Below are 19,721 nucleotides of genomic sequence, written 5' to 3'. Positions count from 1 at the left end.
TATATTTATGCAAACTGGCAAATCACACCTCCCATTAAGGCAAGACAAACTATCCAGTACCCAATATTAACTGCCATATACTTAAACCCTTTTCTTTCGAACAGGGCATTTGTTCCCATCACTGGTAATACTACCATTAATCCAATCATACTACCATGTAAAGCTCCATGACCAAAAGTTCTAAAATTATTACCATACTTCGCCATATAATCTTGTGCATATTGATACGTTTCTGTACCTGTTTCTGTTAACCCAGGCTCATTCATAATACTAGAAAAAAAACCAAATTGATGAATCACAAGGGTATTAAGTATAAAAGCTAAGAAGAGACTAAAAACATAAGATAGAATAAATATCAAAGCCATATTCCCTCCTTTTAAATCTTCCTGAGTAAATCCGCAAGCATTCATCCATGCTGTACCAAAAACTTTTGGGTTATACCATATAAATCCTAATATCATAGGGATTAACGCTGCAAGTGCAATAATTAAAAAATTAAATTCCATATCAGTTAGTATTTAAAGTTGTTTCTCAAAAAAAACCAAAATCAATCTAATACGGTTTTACCACACCACATATAACAACCTGATAGAAAAGCAAATAAGAAGAAATCCTGTCACTTTAAAAAATACAGATAACCTTTTGGATGAGATAAATTTCTTTACTTTTTTTGATAAGAATACTTTAAGTAAATCTGTAGTCAATATACCTGTTAGAACAGCTACAATAAAAATAAATAATGATCCGTTTTCTGAATATTTATGTTGACCATAGTTATAAACACCTATCCAAACTGCAAAAACAAATGGATTAAAGAAATTAACACTAAATCCTTTTAAAAAAAAAGAATGCAACTTTTTGGATTGTACTATAATATCAGCAGTTGTTTTAACTTTTTTCATCAAATAATTAATTCCCAAACCAAAAACAATTACACTACCTATAACTCCTATCCAAAATTGATTTTGTTCTATAGTAACAAAAGCTGACAACCCATAATAACATAACATCACGCAAACAACATCGCTACAAATAATACCTAAAGCGACAGCCGTTCCTGCCTTAGAACCAAATTGAAAACTACTGTTCAACAGCAAAAAAAATACCGGACCTACAAAAATGATCATTCCTAATCCAATAATAAATCCTTCTAAAAAAGACATTAAGATATTTTTGACGTTTAAATTCTCGTAAATATAATATCTATATTTATCTTGCGAATCAAATAGTCATACTTATGAGCAATATATACAAGGCTGGTGTAAATAAGATCTTTGAGTTTGATCTTACCGACCAAGATATTTCAACAATAAATACTATAAAAAACTCAAGTTCTTCTTATCATTTACTACAAAATAACAAATCATACCATACAGAAGTTGTATCATCTGATTTTAATACAAAGTCATACACCGTAAAAGTTAACAATACTACCTATCAGGTCAATATTGCTAATGAATTGGATATGCAAATCGCAGCAATGGGCTTCTCTATTGGCTCCGCAAAACAAGTCAATAGTATTAAAGCACCAATGCCTGGTTTATTATTAGACATTCAGGTTTCTGTTGGACAGGAGGTAAAAGAAGATGATCCTCTTCTTATTTTGGAAGCCATGAAAATGGAAAATGTTATTCTATCTCCCAGAGATGGTGTCATCAAATCTATTTCATCAGATAAAGGTGATGCCGTAGATAAAGGACAATTATTAATCGAATTTGAATAAGCCTTCAACAGGCATTAAAAAGAACAGCACGTTCTAATCATTTTTCAGTATGAAAAAAATATTAGTAGCAAACCGAGGTGAAATAGCAATAAGAGTAATGACAACCGCTCGTAAAATGGGAATCAAAACCGTTGCTGTATATTCTACGATCGATAGAAATGCGCCTCATGTAAAGTTTGCAGATGAAGCAGTATGTATAGGAGAAGCACCTTCTAACCAATCTTATCTTTTGGGATCAAAAATCATAGAAGTTGCAAAACAATTGAATGTTGATGCCATACATCCCGGATATGGATTCTTGAGTGAAAATGCAGATTTTGCAGAAGAAGTTGAAAAAAACAATATCATCTTTATTGGTCCAAAATCTAAAGCCATAAAAGTAATGGGTAGTAAGTTAGCAGCAAAAGATGCTGTTAAAGCTTATGATATCCCAATGGTCCCTGGTATAGATGAAGCTATTACCGATGTTGTCAAAGCAAAGAATATTGCAAACGAAATAGGGTTTCCGATCTTAATCAAAGCTTCTGCAGGAGGTGGCGGAAAAGGGATGCGTGTCGTAGAAGAAGAAAAAGATTTAGAATCACAAATGAACCGTGCTATTAGTGAAGCAACCTCTGCTTTTGGAGATGGTTCTGTATTTATTGAGAAATATGTAGCCTCACCACGACATATAGAAATTCAAGTGATCGCTGATAGTCATGGTAATGTTCTTCATCTTTTCGAAAGAGAATGTAGTGTACAACGCCGACATCAAAAAGTAGTGGAGGAAGCTCCTTCTGCTGTACTTTCTCCAGAACTACGTTCTAAAATGGGAGAAGCCGCTGTAAAAGTAGCTAAAGCCTGTGACTATCTTGGTGCAGGAACTGTTGAATTCCTTTTGGATGAAAACCATAACTTCTATTTTCTTGAGATGAATACAAGACTACAAGTAGAACATCCGGTTACAGAACTCATTACAGGAACAGATCTTGTAGAATTACAAATAAAAATAGCACGAGGAGAACAACTAGAATTACAACAAGAAGATTTAAGTATCACCGGACATGCCTTGGAATTAAGAGTATATGCCGAAGACCCTTTAAATGATTTCTTACCTAGTGTTGGACATTTAGATAAATATATATTACCTGTCGGAGAAGGAATTCGTGTAGATAATGGTTTCGAAGAAGGAATGGATATCCCTATTTATTATGATCCGATGTTATCAAAACTCATCACTTACGGAAAAACCCGGGAAGAAGCTATTCAATTAATGATCAAAGCGATTGATAATTATGTCGTAGAAGGCGTACAAACCACATTACCTTTTGGAAAATTTGTATGTGAACACGAAGCCTTCCGCTCGGGTAACTTTGACACACATTTTGTGAAAAAATATTATACTCCCGATTTGTTACAATCAGCAACTGAAGAAGAAGCTAAAATTGCTGCTTTAATTGCAATGAAACAATATATCGAAGATCAAAAAACACTACGCATACCAACGCACTAAGAATATGGACTCAAAAATAAAAACGTTACAAGAGAAAATTGCTCAGGCAAAATTAGGTGGTGGTGAGCAACGTATTGAAAAACAACATCAAAAGAAAAAATTAACCGCTCGCGAACGGGTCGAATATCTTCTTGATGAAGGTTCTTTCGAAGAAATTGGTATTTTGGTAACACACCGTACTACAGATTTTGGTATGGAAAAAGAAATTTATTATGGAGATGGTGTTGTTACTGGATACGGGACGGTAAACGGACGCTTAATCTATATTTTTGCACAGGATTTTACTGTTTTTGGAGGTGCATTATCAGAAACACATGCCGAGAAAATTTGTAAAGTAATGGATATGGCCGTAAAAACGGGAGCCCCTATTATCGGACTTAATGATTCTGGTGGGGCTCGAATTCAAGAAGGAGTACGATCTCTGGGAGGTTATGCCGATATCTTTTTCAAAAATGTACAGGCATCTGGAGTGATTCCACAAATTTCTGCTATTATGGGACCTTGTGCCGGAGGAGCCGTATACTCTCCAGCTATGACCGATTTTACAATGATGGTTGAAGATACAAGTTATATGTTTGTCACTGGTCCAAACGTAGTAAAGACCGTTACTAATGAAGAAGTTACCTCAGAAGAATTAGGAGGAGCCAGTACACATTCTACAAAATCAGGAGTTGCTCATATTACTTCTGCTAATGACATAGAATGCCTCGAAGATGTTAAGAAACTGTTGAGTTATCTCCCACAAAGTAATAAAGAACAACCTAAAAAACTAGCCTATACGCTAACCGATGAAGTAAGAGACAATCTCTCTACTATTGTGCCTGATAATCCTAATAAACCTTATGATATGCATGAGGTTATTGAAGGGATTATTGATGCCGATTCTTTTTATGAAATCCATAAAGACTATGCTGAAAATATCATTGTAGGGTTTGCCAGAATTGGAGGAAGAAGTCTTGGTGTTGTAGCGAATCAACCTTTATTTTTGGCTGGAGTTTTGGATGTGAACAGCTCTAAAAAAGCAGCACGTTTTACCAGGTTTTGCGATTGCTTTAATATTCCGTTATTGGTTTTGGTCGATGTTCCAGGATTCTTACCGGGAACCGATCAAGAATGGAACGGTATCATTGTGCATGGAGCAAAGTTATTATATGCATTAAGTGAAGCCACTGTACCTAAAGTAACTGTAATCACACGCAAAGCTTATGGCGGAGCATATGATGTAATGAACTCAAAGCATATAGGTGCTGATCTTAACTTTGCCTGGCCATCGGCAGAAATTGCCGTGATGGGTGCAAAAGGTGCTAGTGAAATTATCTTTAGAAGAGAGATTGGTGCTGCAGATGATCCAGCAGCCAAACTTGCCGAAAAAGAAGCTGAATATGCCGATAAATTTGCAAATCCTTATCGCGCCGCACAACGTGGTTTTATCGATGAAGTAATTCTTCCAAAAGACACTCGTCGAAAACTAATCAAAGGATTTAGCATGCTCGAAAATAAAGTAGTTGTTCGTCCCGATCGCAAACACGGCAATATCCCTTTGTAATTTGTGATTATATATAACAGTATTAAAAGTAGAGTCGAAAAATTCAGATATTAACTGTGTTATCGACTCTATTTTTTAAATCCAAAATTATAACAAAAGAATAGTATGTATCAAATACATTATTTAGTATTTTAGATTCTTATTTTTAACTGAAAAGTCATTTTATTCATGAAACATATATGTACTCTTTTTTTGATGTTTTTTGTATGCTATACATATAGCCAACAAACTATAACCTATAAAGCTACCGATGGAATCAACATTACTGCTGATTTCTATAAAGCAAACGGTAGTGATCAATTTATTATTCTTTTTCACCAGGCAGGTTGGAGTCGTGGAGAATATAAAGAAATTGCTCCAAAACTTAATGCACTAGGCTATAACTGTCTAGCAGTAGATCAACGATCTGGTGGGGCTGTTAACGGAGTACAAAATGAAACTAATGCTATGGCCAAAAAGAAAGGTAAAAAAACAGAGTTTGTTGATGCCTTTCAAGATTTAGAAGCTTCAATAGCTTATGTTAAAGAAACATATCATCCTAAAAAACTTGTGATTTGGGGTAGCTCATACTCTTCTTCATTAGTGCTTAAATATGTAGGTGAATATCCAGATGGAATTAATGGTGTACTTTCATTTTCTCCAGGAGAATATTTTGAAGATAAAAAATTTATTACTAAAAGTGCCAGCCATATAAAAATACCTGTATTTATTACCTCTGCTCAAAATGAAAAAAAGAGTTGGTCAACTATTTATGATGCAATACCATCTACCAAAAAACATTTTTTTCTTCCAAAAACAAAAGGAAATCATGGATCTAGAGCACTTTGGGCGAAGTTTTCTGATCATGATGAGTATTGGCAGGCTGTAAAATCATTTTTAGAGACTATATAATTATTCTACAATCCAATTCTCAAGGGTATGAATGATTTTATAACCGCTTTAAAGAATGACAAAAGGAAACGTAAAAGACTTGTGTTTATGCTTCTGTTTGTTGTATTTCTTTTTGGTATACCTATATATACAAATGCTTTTATATATTTTGATAATAAGGCAATGTATGAAAATCCAGAGTCTGGACAATATTATGTATTTAAACACTTCAACTATACAAAATATGGTGTGCCTAAAAACAAGATCAGCTTATACCCGCCTGCTTTGGAAATATTAAAGGTTAATAAAGTATCCAAAGATGCTATTACTTTCTTGATCCCAGAATATATTTTTCCTTTTACAGGAAAATTAATTCAAGCCATATCAGAGAAGTCAAAAGACTCGAACAAGAGAATGGGATGTTTTCTTCTTCTAGCACGATAGTAGTACCAACAAAAGATGTCAAAAAATACTGGGATAATCATTCTTTTTTTTATGATAACGAAAACGAAAAAAATAAAAACATTGTAAAATTAGTTGGTATATACTAGCTAGAGGTGTTTTATCACACTTATCTACATTATTCGGCGCTAACTTCTTTTCTACCGCTAATTCCCGTAGCACAGCCTCCAAAATAACTATGAAATGTAACATCTAAACCTTCTGATTTAAATATTTCGGCAACTGATAATGAGTTTTCGTACACTTCGGTGTACTTCCAAAGCATTTTATATTCTCTCGGATTACCTATAAGTAATCTACCGCAAATAGGTACAATATATTTTAAATGTAATTTGTATAACCCCCTCAAGAATAAACTTTTTGGTTGAGAAACCTCTATAAATGAAAACTCTCCTCCTGCCTTTAAAATCCGTTTTGTTTCCTCTGCAAGTTTTACGATTTGTTCGTCGCTAAATGTTTTAAGCCCGAAAGCAGAAAGTACCACATCAAAATGATCTGACGGGAGGTTATTCTGCAAGGCGTTCTGGTTTGTTACATTGACACTATCATTAAATTGAGAGGAATTTTTCTTATGTGCCTGGCGTAACATACCTTCAGAAAAATCTAACGCCGTAAAGTTTCCATTAGGAAAATGTCTTTTTACGGGATGCCATGTTTCTCCCATACCTGTCATTAAATCAATAACTTCGAGTTCCTGATCAGAAGGTTTGATAGGATCAAGAAATTGCTTTCTCCATCGTAGTGAAAACCCAAAAGAAGTAATATAATTTACTCTTTCATATGAACCACTCATTTTATTGAATAGCGTTTTTATATATTCTGGATCATATTGGTTATTCATTATATTTAGCAATCTTTTAATGTAAACATTATCTTATTTCATTTTTGAAAGAGGTTTCAAAATTATGTAATAATGTTAAAGCAAATGTAAATAGCTTAAATGAATATTTTCTCCCTTTTTTCAGTGAAATTATTTTTCTTAATAGTGAATTGAATTCTATTCCACTTGTTTTTTCTGCTTAATAGTCACTAAGGCTTTGTGTATAAAAAGTTGTTATGGTATGAAAAGGAAACAGAGGGAAATCCATAGAGTTTTCCAGGTATGCATAGAAGGAGGAATTAGCTATACACATCTTGATTTTTATTTTCAATAATTATTCTGGAAGAATTCCTTATACATTGTACGACTTAATGATACTATTTCACCACTTATTAGTTTTAAACTATATTTTCCCTCACCATGTTTAATAACTTTACTGATTTTAAATTTTTCAACAATATATGAACGATGAACTTTAACAAAACTATCTGGAAGTTTTTTTGTTAGCTTTTCTAAATTTTTGTCGTGTAAAAAACAACGTTTATTGATAGTATATATTTCATTATTCAATGTACTTCCCGAAAAGGTAATATCAACAGGAGCTACGTTATCTGCCAAAATAGTTTCAATACCATTTTCATTTAATAAAACTTCTAGTTCTTTTGCCTGTTCTAAAGTTGAAAATTTTCTAAATATTGAATACTCTTCATCCATAATAAAAGATATTACCAATTATATATGAGTTCGAAGGTAATTACATTCTTTAAAATTACTAAGCTTTAATTATTCGATATTGTACTCTGAGTGGATCTAGCTACTGATCATTTTACGTATTACAACCCTAACTTTGCTATTCAGGTTTTCTTAAGCAGGTATTATAAGGAACAATCCCTTGATATAACTCATCCCGGCAGTATTTTGGTGCTCCCCGGCATAGTAATGACCTCTCCCTGCAGCTATATGACTCTCCCCGGCAATAGATTGATAGCTCCCGGCACCATAGTAATACTTCCCGGTATAGTAATGACCTCTCCCGGCAACCATATGACTCTCCCCTGTAATAGATTAATAGTTCCCGGCAGCTAGGAAACTAGCTTTGGGTACCGGGATTCACTTTTTATATGCTGGGAAAAGAATATTAGCTGCAGAGATGTGTAATATATTGTAAGGAAAACCTCTAGTCTTCATAGGTATAACTATTATCTAAACCCTAGTTCGATACATCAATTTAAATCAAAAGTTATAACTGCTTATAATGTACTAAATGAAATATCTACAGGATCACTCGAACCTCCATCTGAAACCGCCTCTACCGTCACATTATAAAAAGTATTAGGGGTAAGGTTTTCGAAGGTATATGATGTTTCGAAATAAGTATACATGTTTGTCACTGGATTACCATCTAGATACACATTGTAATATATAGTTCCCCCATTAGGAGTATAGGATGGCAACCAATTTATAGTGGCGGTTGTGCCTGTTATATTTTCTACTGATAGGTTTTCTACGGGGTAAGGTGGTGGTGGATCTATTCTGAAATTTAACTTTTCAATGGCTATACTTCCATCTGAAAAAACCGCTTCTACTTCAATATCATAATTCCCATAAGATTCAAAAGTAAATTGTCCGAACTCATCTACGGGGACAATGTTATTAAGCATGTTTGTTGTACCAGGTAAGTTTGCTTCTTTTAACTCAAGGCCTTCATAAACATTATATATAAAACCCTGACCATCTGGAGCAATTGGAGGAACCCATTCAATCACACCTCCTCCTACATGAGATAGTGGAAAAGATATGTTAGGGTTGTCTACGGGACTTGCTGCCGTTGTAAACTCTTTTTGTATAAATTGATTTACTTGATAAACATTCCCTGCTGTTGCTTGAATTGTAATTACGTATCTCGTAGAGGGTCTTAAATCATTCGCCTTGAAAAATGTTTCTGTACTACTGTCCGATGCTATTACTCCTAAAAGTTTGTACGATACTTCTGAATTATCTGATGCAACAGATGAGGTCCAGTTAATTCTTGCACTATTAGAAGTAATATCATAAATACTCATTGTGAAATCAGAAAGTGTGATAGTCTCAGGGGTTATAAAAGAGAAATGACCAGTCTTAGTAGTAGTAGTAGTAGTAGTATTTTTTGCGACTACTTTACCAGAATACGAAGTATTGGGTTTTAAATCACGTAATTGAATATTTAAAAGTTGACGAGCATCAGTGTTGTTTTCTAAAACTTTCTCATCTCCTAAATAAACATCATATAGAATTTCTGCATCATTGTCAAAGTTTGGTCTTTTCCATAGTGCACGTGCAAAATCATCTCGTACAAACTCAATATCGACCGTAAAATCTGAAGGCTCAGTACTCAAATTATTGCTTTCTTTTGTCTTAAAAGAAAAACCAATATTTTTGGTTTTCTCATTAGAACTTATGGCGATAATTTCACCTGTATATTCGGTATTGCTATTTAATAAGGGTAATAAAAATCTTGTTGAAGTACTGTTTTCTGACACTTTATCACCTTCTAAATATACATCATACCTGATCTCTGAATTATCAGTTATTGTAGCCGCTTCCCATTGCAGTGTAGCACTTACTAATGTTATATTGGTTACTTCAATCAAAAAATCACTTGGCTCTGGAGCATTAGCATTTTTATATTTTTTAGTTTTAGCAGAAAAAGGTATTTTATCTAATCTTACTTTACTTGTTTTACTTTTTGATTTTTCGCTGCTACTATTTGCTATAATTTCTCCTGTATAATCAGTATCACTTTCTAATCCTGTTAAGGTAAAATCTGTATCTTCATTATCCTCTTTAATTTTTACTCCTTCCAGATAGATATCATATGTAACCTTGGCATTATTATCAGCTTTAACTGCTTCCCAATTCAAAGCTATAATAGTATGAGATATATTCTCTGGAGCAATAGGTAAATTATTTAATTCTTGTTCAAGTTCTAATGGTTCATTTATAGTTTCATCATCTTTAGAACAACTTATTACTAATGCTAGAAAAAAAAATGATAGAAAAAGATGTATTTGTTTCATAGTGAATAGGTTTAAAGGTTTAATTTGATATTAGGGATATTCATTTGGTTATCACTATTTCAATAAGAATTAGTTTTTTTTAGTAATACTCAAAATTATCAAGTTAACATGACGTTGACTTCCCTACTTTTGGCGAAAATCACTACCCTATTTATCGGGTAATGAAACCTAATTTAACCTATTAATGAGTTGAAACCGGGTGCTCAATAGCTAGTATATGTTCCTATGTATTAATATATAATTGAAGATATAAGAATTGCAGAAATACTGATAATTCTGTTTAACATAGAATACGTTAAACCTAAATCTAAAGGAATACAACTTGTAAAAAACAGAGGTAGACTAACATAAGTATATCAAGTTAATCCAGATTCTATAGCATATCTTGTAAGCCCTGCGATGTTACGCACTCCCAATTTACCTAGTAATGTTTTGCGATAGCTTTCTATAGTATATTTGCTTAGCATAAGTATATCAGCAATCTCCTGAGAAGTATGTTCTTTGGCAATAAGTTTTAGGACTTCTTTTTCGCGCGGAGTAAGCATCACTTGTTTTTCTTTTATTTTATTACTGTTGAACAAGAAATCTTGATATATATTTTTGATGGTATCAGAAAAAAAACTCGAACCATTTAGAATTGTGTCTATAGCAGTTAATAGTTCTTCTTTCTTAGCATTTTTTGGTATATACCCATCTACATGATCATTTATAAGTGTTCCTATCTTGGAGACATCTGCATGCATACTAACGATTAAGGTTTTTACCTCGGGATGCTTTTCTTTTATAAGTTTATTTAGGGTAATACCATCCATAGAAGGCATACTCAAGTCACTAATCACCAGATCAACCGATTTAGGAGGATTGATATCTAGGTATTTAATAATATTTTCTCCATTTTTTGCAGTAAATAAGATTGTATACTTTTCATGTTCATTGAAAATACTAAGTAAACCATCTAAGAACATACTATGATCATCTGCAATAATCAAGTTATATTTCATCGTGTGTATTATTTAATGTTGGTATAACTATAGGAATATCAATATTTACTATAGTTCCTCTTTTTGGTGTAGAATCGATATGCATCTCTCCTGCCAATTTCTTTAGTCTATTTTTTATATTGGTTAATCCAATACCAAATCTGTTTTTTGAAACTACAAACCCCACCCCATCATCTTCAAACAACAACTTAATTGCATCTTCGAAGTGGTTAAGTTGAATCGTAATTTTATCTGCATTGGCATGTTTAATCGTATTAGTAAGTAATTCCTGTATAATTTTAAAAATTTCTACCTGTAGATTTTCATTTATCATATTTAATTCTTCAACAGGATATAAGTCACAAATTATATGATGATTCCTGGTACTATTGAGATTCTCTACATATTCCTCAATAAGATTAGTAAATGGGTTCTGAACAAACTTTTTTGGAATTAAGTTATGAGACATATCTCTTGCCAGTTCATAAGTCTCATCTATTTGATTTACAATTTTATCATAATTAAAAGTGCCTTCGTTAAAATTTGCAAGTTGTAACTTTATACTAGATAAATTCCCTCCAATACTATCATGAAGTTCTTGTGCAATACGTTCACGTTCTTTATGCTCTCCTGTTATAGAAGCTTTGATCAGTTTTAATTCTTGATTTTTGATTAGAGAAGTTACTTTTTGTTGATTTATCTCTTCTTGCTTATCACGTAGTTTATGTTGTGCTCTTAGTTTTTGGAAGTATACATATAGTAAAACAATGATGGGGATCAAAATGATGATAAATGCGATTAAGATTGTTTTCTTTACAGCACGTTGCCGGGCTATTTCATTTTCTTTAAGCGATTGTTCTTTTCTAAGCGATAATATCTCATTTTCTTTAACCAACTGTTCTTTTCTAAGGGATAATATTTCATTTTCCTTGAGCAATTGTGTCTGTTTTAGCGATAGTACTTCATTTTTTAATGTTTCTAACACATCACCCTCATTAATAATCGGATTGTAGGTTCCCTTTCCTAGTTTAGCAAGATCTGTAAGTGTATTGGTTCCTGGTTGTTTTTTTGTGGTGTAGTGTAGTGTTGATAGATAAACTCCTTTATCTACTTGTTTCTGGATTTCGTTTTTAAACTCAGTACTCGCTTCAAAAGCCCCGTCAGATAAAATAACAATCCTATTGCTCCCTTTTTCAATAAAACTATCTAAACTCTCCTTATAAGCAAGCATTAACCCTGATTTTGCACTTGTTTTTTTATTAGTATTTGTAGTAAACGTTAACCCAGAAATTATCTGTCTTAGTGTTTTTTTATCATAATCTGTACCTGTTTTTATTATTTTATTTACTGCTATAGCGGTATAGGTAACTATGGTGAGTTGATCTTCTGGTTGTAATGTTTCAATGAGACCAATTACAGTACTTTTTAGCTTATCTAACTTTCTTTTTTCTTTTTTTGATGTAGATAAATCTATAAGCACCACTAGGTTATTAGTGACTTCTTTTTTTGGTGTAGTCCCTTTTTGTTTGGTTACAAGATCTTCTCTACTGGTTATCTTGGTTGGAAGATTTTCTCTACTGGTTACCTTTTTTCCATTAATAAAGACATTTCCTTTAATATGCAAACCATCTTCATCCCATCGCATTACAGCAGCATATTCTTCTTCTGGTATAGCCGTTGGAAAACATACTCTAAAAGGCGTTAATTCTTTAACAATGTGCAACATAGGGACCTTAGGATTAAAATCATTATATTTTCTTAATAAAATGCTATTAAACCTATCTATCATTCTTATCTCATACCCTAATCCTTTATACCCCTCACAATCAATACCCCCCATTTTTGTTATTGGTTCATGTTTTTCTTTAAGATAATTTATTGATTGATTAATAATATCATCACTCCAACTTTTTATATTGTTGCAGCGAAGTTTTACACCAAGATGATGCTCTTCAAAAAAAACTTCTAATTCCTCATATTGCTTATCTTTAAATGTATTATGAGTTCTTATACTTTTTTTATAGATGTTTATAAACTTTTGAAGCTGTTTCTTATCTTTTTTACGTACTGAATGAATCATACCTTGAGCTGAGGATATAATATCTTTAGTTAGTTGTAAAACTATTGGCAATTCTTCTTCTCCGAATATTTTTTGTGTTGTTTGTCTAAATTGGTAATTTATTAGAATCAGCTCTTTGTACTTTAATTCGTATTTTGTTAGTAAGCCATAGGAGTTTTCGAATGTTAAAGACTCAAAAAACAACATTTTATTATTTGATAATTTAACTAATTGGTTTTCTAAATCTTTTAATTCATTAAACTTACTCTGATATGTATTGATTACTTCTTTTAATATCCTACTAACTTCTGAAGGGTTCTTTTTTCTAAATTCACCTAATTGTATAAATTCTTGTTGTAGTTTTCCCGGAGACCAATCCCATTTTTCATATCTATTTATTATTGGTAAAGGTTCATGAGCATTTTTTATTTCAATCAGATCATCATTATCTATATGTCCTTCAATATAATTATCTGCGTTTGTCTTAATATACCCATTCAATTCATCTAACTCTTCAATTACTTCTAAAAGGTATTCATTACAATGATTCACATAATCAATATGCTGATTAATGAGTTTTCTATCCTCATCGGTGGGTTTTACCTGACTAAAGCAAACATTGCAAAGAATAAAAAGTACATATATTATCTTCTTAGTCATATTCTTGATATCCGATTTTTTAATAGAGGAAATATTGTCATAAAATTACAACAAAAAAATTCTGTCTAATACCCTATAAATAGGGTGAGATTTATAATAGCCATTATATTTTATTTTGTATTACTATTTCTTCAAAAAAAAATGTATCCTGCATGGATAATGGGTTAATGTATAGTATCAACTCTCAAACACTAAAACCCAAATATTTCCTTTGTCATCACTCGCTTTTTTTTAGTTTTGCATCTTTAAAGAAAATGATATGATTTCTGTAGATAATATCGCTGTAGAGTTTAGTGGTGCAACCTTGTTTAACAATGTTTCTTTTGTCATTAATGAAAATGATAAGATTGCTCTCATGGGTAAAAATGGTGCTGGTAAATCTACTATGATGAAGATCATTGCCGGAGTACAAAATGCTACCAAAGGGAATATACGATATCCAAAAGAAGCTGTTATTGCCTATCTACCTCAACATCTTTTAACCGATGACAACTGTACTGTATTCGAAGAAGCGTCTAAAGCTTTTGGACATATCGCTGCGATGCAACAAGAGATGGATCAACTTAATACTGCACTCGAGACTCGAACCGATTATGAATCAGAAGAGTATATGAATATTATCCAAAAGGTAACTGACCTAGGCGAAAAATTCTATGCTATAGAAGAAGTAAATTATGACGCAGAAATCGAAAAAGCCCTACAAGGTTTAGGGTTTAAAAGAGAAGATTTCACAAGACCCACCAGCGAGTTTAGTGGTGGTTGGCGTATGCGCATCGAACTTGCTAAAATCTTATTGCAAAAACCAGATTTAATCCTCCTTGACGAACCTACTAATCATGTTGATATTGAATCTGTAATCTGGCTTGAAGATTTCTTGATTAATAAAGCAAAAGCAGTGATTGTAATTTCACATGATAAGGCTTTTATAGATAATATCACTAATCGTACGATCGAAGTTACTATGGGTAGGATCTATGATTACAAGGCCAACTACTCACACTATCTTCAATTACGAGAAGATCGACGAGCACATCAAATTAAAGCGTATCAGGAACAACAAAAATTTATTGCCGACACTAAAGATTTTATAGAACGATTTAAAGGCACTTACTCTAAAACTAATCAAGTCAATTCGCGAGAGCGCATGCTTGAAAAATTGCAAATTATAGAGATTGATGAAATTGACAATTCTGCTTTAAAATTACGTTTCCCTCCTTCAATGAGATCAGGAGATTATCCTGTTCTGGCAAAAGGTTTATCAAAAAGCTACGGAGAACATATTGTATTTAAAGATGCAGACCTATCAATATCCAGAGGAGAAAAAGTGTCTTTTGTAGGTCGTAATGGTGAAGGAAAATCAACTATGATCAAAGCCATAATGGGTGAAATAGATTTTGAAGGAGAATGTGCTTTAGGTCATAATGCCAAAGTTGGATATTTTGCTCAAAATCAAGCTTCACTGCTAGATCCTGGTCTTACTGTTTTTCAAACAGTAGATGAAGTGGCTCAAGGAGATATCAGAACACAAATTAAAAATATATTAGGGCAGTTTATGTTTAGTGGAGATGATATTGATAAAAAAGTATCGGTACTTTCTGGTGGAGAAAAGACTCGACTGGCTATGGTAAAACTTTTACTGGAACCTGTAAATGTCCTTATACTTGATGAACCAACCAACCATTTGGATATTAGATCAAAAGATGTATTAAAAGAAGCTCTTTTAGCATTTGATGGCACACTAATATTAGTTTCTCACGATCGTGATTTCTTACAAGGATTATCCCAAAAAGTATTTGAATTTAAAGACAAAAGAGTAATCGAACATTTTGAAACTATAGATGAATTCTTAATCAGAAATAGAATCGAAAACTTAAAACAAATTGATTTAAAATCATAAAACGCCATTACACTTGTAGTGAAGTAATCTGTTAGCAATGAAAAAAATTATCTTCTTACTATAGTAATGACGTTTTGATTCTAGTTGGCTAATTTTAAAACATCTTGACACCACTTTTTAAAATTGTGACACTCAAAATAACGCTAAAAGCCTAAATCTTACTATTGTATGGGACAAAAATTTCATCATTAACCCCATAAAGAAGTTATGATTTATTATCGCTAACTTTTCGACAAAATGTGTTTGATCTAGTCTCTATGTATCACTTTGAGTATTTTTTTATGTTTTAACTCATAAAATATATCAAGATGTTTTATTCATTTTTAATTCTATAAATTAGATTTTGATTTCTTTCTCAATACTTCTATAAAATCTGTTTTTACCCAATAAATATCTCCATCTTTTCCAAAGAAAAAATATTTACCATCCGGAGAAACGTAAGGCCCATAACCAGTTATAGGGTTTTTAGTAAAATAGCTTTGGTTTAATTTAAGGGGCAAGGACCATTTTCCTTGATCATTTTTAAAACTTATATGAAATGGATTTGACCAATGTAAAGGCTTAAAAATGATATAGTCATCATTTGGTGAAATAAAAAACTCTGCACAAGGGTTAATTCTATACGGAAGTAATTTTGGTTTTGAGTACTTTCCATTTTTAAACTTTGAAGAATATGCATTGTAAAGATGCCTATCGTAAAAATAAAAAGTATTGTTTTTAGTAAGCTGAGCTAAACCAAAACCTTTTTTAGCTTTTATATTTGGAATTATTGAATCAACTTCAGACCAAGTATTATTTTCTTTTTCTGAAAAGACGATACGAGCAATCGCTCCATTATGTATAGGTTGTTCCATAAATATTTTTTTTCCATCTGCACTAAATAAAGGATAACCTATAATTTTGTTATCAGTGAATTTGGCAATTTTAGGAGTAGACCATTTTCCATTTTCAAATATGGAGTGCATCAATTTTGGTTTAAAGTAATTGTTTCCTCCATCAGGATGTCTCCCAAAAAAACATTCTTTCCCATCTGGAGAAAAAGTAATTTTTTCTTCCCATCGATTTTTTAATGAAATTATGCCTTCTGCAAAAAGAACTGCCGCATCTGCAGGAGGTGGTTCGCTATCAAAATAATTAATTTGGGGTTGTTGTTGGGCACATATATTATAGCTGAAAAACATAAAACAACAAATGATAAGAATACAAGATGCTTTTTTTTTCATGACCATGTGAAATGTGATGATTGATATACAAAAATAAAATCTTATACCTTATTTTTCAACCACTTACATCCAAAATCATATAACAAATCACCTAAATCTATGGACCAATATATCATATGTCACCAAGAGTAAAACAAAATAATCAGCTATAAAAATGCTACTTTAAAACGTAATACCGTTTTTAATTTTTCTGCGGCAACTCTTCTAAAATCTGTTAAGTAAATTTCTCGATGTACTTTAGAAAGTCTTGTAAGACCTTTCTTTTGAGCAAAAGTCTCCATGATTCTAAAGCTTTTATGTTCATTATCATAACTCCCTATATGCATCATTTGTATACATTTCCCCTCCTTTATACACTCAAATTTTATATGGTCAAATAATCGATGAGGTTTTTTGTTTTTTGTTTGTATCATCATTTTTTGTACAAATTCTTCTTCAACAAAATCAGGCTGCCTAATCATCAATGTAAAAATCAAATCATTCTTATCTAATGTACCATCATAAGTTTTCTTTGCCTCCTCATTAATATCCCAGACGCCTTCAAGGGGATATACTGTATAATCTACATATCCATTGATTTCGGGTTCTTTTTTTAGATTCATTTTAATGGCATACGACAAAGAATATAAAACACTAATATATTCTGAAAAAATATCACTATTAGGATTTCCTTCTCCTTTAATAGTTAGAAATTTAAATTCGGGGATATCAATAACTTCAGGTTCATTTTTAGGGAGGTAGACTATTTTTTCCCTTTTTCTCCATTCCTGTTTCATAACGAATTGTTTTATAATAAAAAATAAAGGTAAAGAGTAAGTATGACAACCCTATGTCAAGTATATAAATTTCCTTCTCAAAACTAACAATTATTTGATCATAAGATAATTTTGGTTTATCATTCCTCTATTCGTCTCATTGTATTTTTAAAGTAACTTAAAACCTAAATATTATGAGAAAAATTATTTCCTTATTCGTAATCACCTTGATGTTATCCTGTAGTGTAGAAGAAAATAGTACCCCAGAAGAAAAAAACAGTTCACTTAAATCTTCGTGCCCAGGAGAACTTAATGGGGTTGTAGGTCTATGTGGATTTGATCGACATGGCGATCCTATTGAATATAATGTTTGGCTTACTAATGTAGGTCAAATTAGTGGATTTCCTACATGGGAAATCAGCACTAGTGAAATAGAAATTGTAAGTACAAGCAGATACTCATGTAAAGTAAAACTTAGAAGACCAGAAGGACAGGTACAGCATTATAATACTATTGGGACCGTAGATGTATCATATAATGGTAATTGTGTTAAGTCAAAACCTATTAATATTACCAATTGTAGAGACTATTCATATACGGATTAATGCAACAAAATAAATCTACACTAAAAAAGGGTATTTGAACATAAAGATTCAAGTATCCTTTTTTAATACCATATCAGATATTATTGTGATCTTCTATTTTTTTTCGTTTTTTAAGTTCACTACTAATCAATTTTTCTAAATCATCATACTTTATTTTTAAAGAATTGGATGTTATTGATAATGGAGAGCCATACATTTTATGATTGGCTTTCAATGCTCGTTTAGACAGCATATTTTTTCCACGTTCAATATATTTATCTGGTTGATCTGTTAGTAACATTAAAATTTTGGTCGAAGCAATTTGTACAGTCTCAATTCCTGTGATATCGTTCCACTCTATTAACCCGACACTTGTTGCATTGGTATGGTCTGTGATTCCATTTTGGTCAATTATCAAACCCATTTTATTATCAAAAAGTTTTTTAACAGCAAATCCCAAACAAAGTCCAAAAAATCCAACAGCTACAATCCCAATAATTCTAACAATTTCTGAATTACGAAAAAATCCTGACGCAAACAAACCAGGACTCATTATGAACAACACCCCTAATATTACAAATACTAATGCTCCAATTAATAATAGAAATATTTTTTTCTTACTTAATTCTATTTCGATTTTATCTTTCATATGCTAAAAATAAATATGGTAAAAGAGAATTGGCTTATTTATATTTTGTCAAGAATTATTCATTGATAATTGTTTTGTGCCCAAGTTATTGCATTTCTTATAGCGTGAACTAATCTTTGATGCACCATATCCAAATCATATTGGTAAGGCCCATCATGATTTCCTTTAGATAAATTAGTAAGGTTAGCTGAAAGGCTTTTTAATTGACCAATCATTTTTATTGGTGCATTAATTGAATCAGATTTCACTTCTGCAAGGGTGCTTATCGATTCATCAATCAAATCAATAGCACTTTGAAGATCTACTTTGGTATTTTGTGATAGTTTGATTGGTGCCCTTCCTTCAACATTTTTTCTTGACTCACCAAGTGTCTTTTCATGTTTCATGAACTTTTCTCTTGCTTCCAAAACTTTTTCAATTTCTACTCGAATTATTGGATCAAGTTTCAATTTAGGATCTTTAAGTAGATTATGCATTGATGGTACTTTTAAAATTGTACCATTCTTAATATCGTTAACATTTTCGATTTCATTATATATTGACAAAATCGAAGAATAATGTCTGTTTCCATAATATGTCCTGCATAAATACCACAAAGTTTCTCCTGATTTAAAAACATGGGTTGGTATAGTATCTTTTACTATCGGTTCATTAGTAACCTCAGGTTTTTGAAGGTTCTTTTGTACATCATCAGATAGACTATCATTAACTACTTCAATTTCTTTATTTAGTTTGTCATCTTCAACAGGTTTTTCACTCTTACATGAAAAGAAGATCAGACTAACTGCAGTCAAATACATTATTTTTCTCATGTTTTTTTTATTACAGTTTTAGAAATACCTGAAAAACAAAATGATAGATCAACAATATGTTTAAAATCGATACTAAGTCAAATATAAATATTTTGTTTTATATACTGGGTAGACGAATAAAAGCTTAGCATAA

19 protein-coding genes are annotated in these 19,721 nt (G+C 31.9%); 7 read left to right on the top strand and 12 right to left on the bottom strand.

Features of this window, described 5'->3' with window-relative positions:
- Window positions 1–5: 5 nt before the first annotated feature.
- Both DK442_RS14270 and DK442_RS14265 read right to left on the bottom strand, forming a co-directional pair.
- Window positions 6–506 (bottom strand): DUF1761 domain-containing protein, encoded by a 501-nt coding sequence (locus DK442_RS14270; protein ID WP_109436573.1) that lies wholly within the window; start codon window positions 504–506, stop codon window positions 6–8.
- Window positions 507–563: 57 nt separating this feature from the next.
- Window positions 564–1,163, bottom strand: a complete 600-nt coding sequence (locus tag DK442_RS14265) for a LysE family translocator (protein WP_109436572.1) — start codon at window positions 1,161–1,163, stop codon at window positions 564–566.
- A gap of 74 nt (window positions 1,164–1,237) precedes the next feature.
- Here DK442_RS14265 and DK442_RS14260 point away from each other — a divergent pair, with 74 nt between their 5' ends.
- From DK442_RS14260 to DK442_RS14240, 5 genes are all read left to right on the top strand, one after another.
- Window positions 1,238–1,723 (top strand): biotin/lipoyl-containing protein, encoded by a 486-nt coding sequence (locus DK442_RS14260; protein WP_109436571.1) that lies wholly within the window; start codon window positions 1,238–1,240, stop codon window positions 1,721–1,723.
- Window positions 1,724–1,772: 49 nt separating this feature from the next.
- On the top strand, window positions 1,773–3,215 hold the full coding sequence (accC, locus tag DK442_RS14255; protein ID WP_109436570.1) for an acetyl-CoA carboxylase biotin carboxylase subunit: 1,443 nt from the start codon (window positions 1,773–1,775) through the stop codon (window positions 3,213–3,215).
- 4 nt (window positions 3,216–3,219) lie between these two features.
- The gene (locus tag DK442_RS14250) at window positions 3,220–4,761 is read left to right on the top strand and encodes an acyl-CoA carboxylase subunit beta (RefSeq protein WP_109436569.1); all 1,542 of its coding nucleotides are present in this window, start codon (window positions 3,220–3,222) and stop codon (window positions 4,759–4,761) included.
- A gap of 168 nt (window positions 4,762–4,929) precedes the next feature.
- A complete protein-coding gene (locus DK442_RS14245; RefSeq protein WP_109436568.1) occupies window positions 4,930–5,652 on the top strand; it encodes an alpha/beta hydrolase in 723 nt (240 codons plus the stop codon).
- A 27-nt stretch (window positions 5,653–5,679) separates the two neighbouring features.
- Window positions 5,680–6,075, top strand: coding sequence for a hypothetical protein (locus DK442_RS14240; protein ID WP_109436567.1), 396 nt, complete (start codon window positions 5,680–5,682; stop codon window positions 6,073–6,075).
- 136 nt (window positions 6,076–6,211) lie between these two features.
- On the opposite strand, the gene DK442_RS14235 is transcribed toward DK442_RS14240, so the two are convergent.
- The 6 genes from DK442_RS14235 to DK442_RS14215 form a co-directional block, all read right to left on the bottom strand.
- Window positions 6,212–6,934, bottom strand: a complete 723-nt coding sequence (locus tag DK442_RS14235; RefSeq protein WP_109436566.1) for a class I SAM-dependent methyltransferase — start codon at window positions 6,932–6,934, stop codon at window positions 6,212–6,214.
- Between the two features lie 306 nt (window positions 6,935–7,240).
- On the bottom strand, window positions 7,241–7,627 hold the full coding sequence (locus DK442_RS14230; protein WP_109436565.1) for a LytTR family DNA-binding domain-containing protein: 387 nt from the start codon (window positions 7,625–7,627) through the stop codon (window positions 7,241–7,243).
- 150 nt (window positions 7,628–7,777) lie between these two features.
- Window positions 7,778–7,957, bottom strand: a complete 180-nt coding sequence (locus DK442_RS28240; RefSeq protein WP_160114189.1) for a hypothetical protein — start codon at window positions 7,955–7,957, stop codon at window positions 7,778–7,780.
- 206 nt (window positions 7,958–8,163) lie between these two features.
- Entirely contained in the window at window positions 8,164–9,969 is a 1,806-nt protein-coding gene (locus tag DK442_RS14225) for a fibronectin type III domain-containing protein (RefSeq protein ID WP_109436564.1), read from the bottom strand.
- Between the two features lie 356 nt (window positions 9,970–10,325).
- Window positions 10,326–10,970, bottom strand: coding sequence for a response regulator transcription factor (locus DK442_RS14220; RefSeq protein WP_109436563.1), 645 nt, complete (start codon window positions 10,968–10,970; stop codon window positions 10,326–10,328).
- Window positions 10,960–13,668 carry an ATP-binding protein gene (locus tag DK442_RS14215; protein ID WP_109436562.1) on the bottom strand — a complete coding sequence of 903 codons (2,709 nt, stop codon included), beginning with the start codon at window positions 13,666–13,668 and terminating at the stop codon, window positions 10,960–10,962. The genes DK442_RS14220 and DK442_RS14215 overlap by 11 nt, the downstream gene beginning before the upstream one ends.
- A 259-nt stretch (window positions 13,669–13,927) precedes the next feature.
- Here DK442_RS14215 and DK442_RS14210 point away from each other — a divergent pair, with 259 nt between their 5' ends.
- Window positions 13,928–15,565 carry an ABC-F family ATP-binding cassette domain-containing protein gene (locus tag DK442_RS14210; RefSeq protein ID WP_109436561.1) on the top strand — a complete coding sequence of 546 codons (1,638 nt, stop codon included), beginning with the start codon at window positions 13,928–13,930 and terminating at the stop codon, window positions 15,563–15,565.
- Window positions 15,566–15,894: 329 nt separating this feature from the next.
- On the opposite strand, the gene DK442_RS14205 is transcribed toward DK442_RS14210, so the two are convergent.
- Both DK442_RS14205 and DK442_RS14200 read right to left on the bottom strand, forming a co-directional pair.
- Entirely contained in the window at window positions 15,895–16,788 is an 894-nt protein-coding gene (locus tag DK442_RS14205) for a PD40 domain-containing protein (protein WP_160114188.1), read from the bottom strand.
- Between the two features lie 146 nt (window positions 16,789–16,934).
- Window positions 16,935–17,564 carry a GyrI-like domain-containing protein gene (locus DK442_RS14200; protein WP_109436559.1) on the bottom strand — a complete coding sequence of 210 codons (630 nt, stop codon included), beginning with the start codon at window positions 17,562–17,564 and terminating at the stop codon, window positions 16,935–16,937.
- A gap of 173 nt (window positions 17,565–17,737) precedes the next feature.
- Here DK442_RS14200 and DK442_RS14195 point away from each other — a divergent pair, with 173 nt between their 5' ends.
- A complete protein-coding gene (locus DK442_RS14195; protein ID WP_109436558.1) occupies window positions 17,738–18,148 on the top strand; it encodes a hypothetical protein in 411 nt (136 codons plus the stop codon).
- Between the two features lie 73 nt (window positions 18,149–18,221).
- Here DK442_RS14195 and DK442_RS14190 read toward each other — a convergent pair whose 3' ends face one another.
- Together DK442_RS14190 and DK442_RS14185 are read right to left on the bottom strand one after the other, a co-directional pair.
- Window positions 18,222–18,776, bottom strand: coding sequence for an STM3941 family protein (locus DK442_RS14190; RefSeq protein WP_109436557.1), 555 nt, complete (start codon window positions 18,774–18,776; stop codon window positions 18,222–18,224).
- A gap of 59 nt (window positions 18,777–18,835) precedes the next feature.
- On the bottom strand, window positions 18,836–19,588 hold the full coding sequence (locus DK442_RS14185) for a hypothetical protein (protein ID WP_109436556.1): 753 nt from the start codon (window positions 19,586–19,588) through the stop codon (window positions 18,836–18,838).
- Between the last annotated feature and the right edge of the window lie 133 nt (window positions 19,589–19,721).

The sequence above is a fragment of the Aquimarina sp. AU119 genome (assembly GCF_900312735.1).
Taxonomy (GTDB): domain Bacteria; phylum Bacteroidota; class Bacteroidia; order Flavobacteriales; family Flavobacteriaceae; genus Aquimarina; species Aquimarina algiphila.
The sequence above is the reverse complement of the archived record's forward strand: the minus strand, read 5'-3'. Positions and strand labels throughout refer to the sequence as shown.

What these genes read in the sequence shown, in the direction of transcription:
- DK442_RS14260 (WP_109436571.1), top strand. Translation starts at nt 1,238, where the DNA reads ATGAGCAATATATACAAGGCTGGTGTAAATAAGATCTTTGAGTTTGAT.
- DK442_RS14235 (WP_109436566.1), bottom strand. Translation starts at nt 6,934, where the DNA reads ATGAATAACCAATATGATCCAGAATATATAAAAACGCTATTCAATAAA.
- DK442_RS14265 (WP_109436572.1), bottom strand. Translation starts at nt 1,163, where the DNA reads ATGTCTTTTTTAGAAGGATTTATTATTGGATTAGGAATGATCATTTTT.
- DK442_RS14195 (WP_109436558.1), top strand. Translation starts at nt 17,738, where the DNA reads ATGAGAAAAATTATTTCCTTATTCGTAATCACCTTGATGTTATCCTGT.
- DK442_RS14245 (WP_109436568.1), top strand. Translation starts at nt 4,930, where the DNA reads ATGAAACATATATGTACTCTTTTTTTGATGTTTTTTGTATGCTATACA.
- DK442_RS14220 (WP_109436563.1), bottom strand. Translation starts at nt 10,970, where the DNA reads ATGAAATATAACTTGATTATTGCAGATGATCATAGTATGTTCTTAGAT.
- DK442_RS14185 (WP_109436556.1), bottom strand. Translation starts at nt 19,588, where the DNA reads ATGAGAAAAATAATGTATTTGACTGCAGTTAGTCTGATCTTCTTTTCA.
- DK442_RS14240 (WP_109436567.1), top strand. Translation starts at nt 5,680, where the DNA reads ATGAATGATTTTATAACCGCTTTAAAGAATGACAAAAGGAAACGTAAA.
- DK442_RS14225 (WP_109436564.1), bottom strand. Translation starts at nt 9,969, where the DNA reads ATGAAACAAATACATCTTTTTCTATCATTTTTTTTTCTAGCATTAGTA.
- DK442_RS14210 (WP_109436561.1), top strand. Translation starts at nt 13,928, where the DNA reads ATGATTTCTGTAGATAATATCGCTGTAGAGTTTAGTGGTGCAACCTTG.
- accC (WP_109436570.1), top strand. Translation starts at nt 1,773, where the DNA reads ATGAAAAAAATATTAGTAGCAAACCGAGGTGAAATAGCAATAAGAGTA.
- DK442_RS14250 (WP_109436569.1), top strand. Translation starts at nt 3,220, where the DNA reads ATGGACTCAAAAATAAAAACGTTACAAGAGAAAATTGCTCAGGCAAAA.
- DK442_RS14270 (WP_109436573.1), bottom strand. Translation starts at nt 506, where the DNA reads ATGGAATTTAATTTTTTAATTATTGCACTTGCAGCGTTAATCCCTATG.
- DK442_RS14200 (WP_109436559.1), bottom strand. Translation starts at nt 17,564, where the DNA reads ATGAAACAGGAATGGAGAAAAAGGGAAAAAATAGTCTACCTCCCTAAA.
- DK442_RS14230 (WP_109436565.1), bottom strand. Translation starts at nt 7,627, where the DNA reads ATGGATGAAGAGTATTCAATATTTAGAAAATTTTCAACTTTAGAACAG.
- DK442_RS14205 (WP_160114188.1), bottom strand. Translation starts at nt 16,788, where the DNA reads ATGAAAAAAAAAGCATCTTGTATTCTTATCATTTGTTGTTTTATGTTT.
- DK442_RS14190 (WP_109436557.1), bottom strand. Translation starts at nt 18,776, where the DNA reads ATGAAAGATAAAATCGAAATAGAATTAAGTAAGAAAAAAATATTTCTA.
- DK442_RS28240 (WP_160114189.1), bottom strand. Translation starts at nt 7,957, where the DNA reads ATGGTTGCCGGGAGAGGTCATTACTATACCGGGAAGTATTACTATGGT.
- DK442_RS14215 (WP_109436562.1), bottom strand. Translation starts at nt 13,668, where the DNA reads ATGACTAAGAAGATAATATATGTACTTTTTATTCTTTGCAATGTTTGC.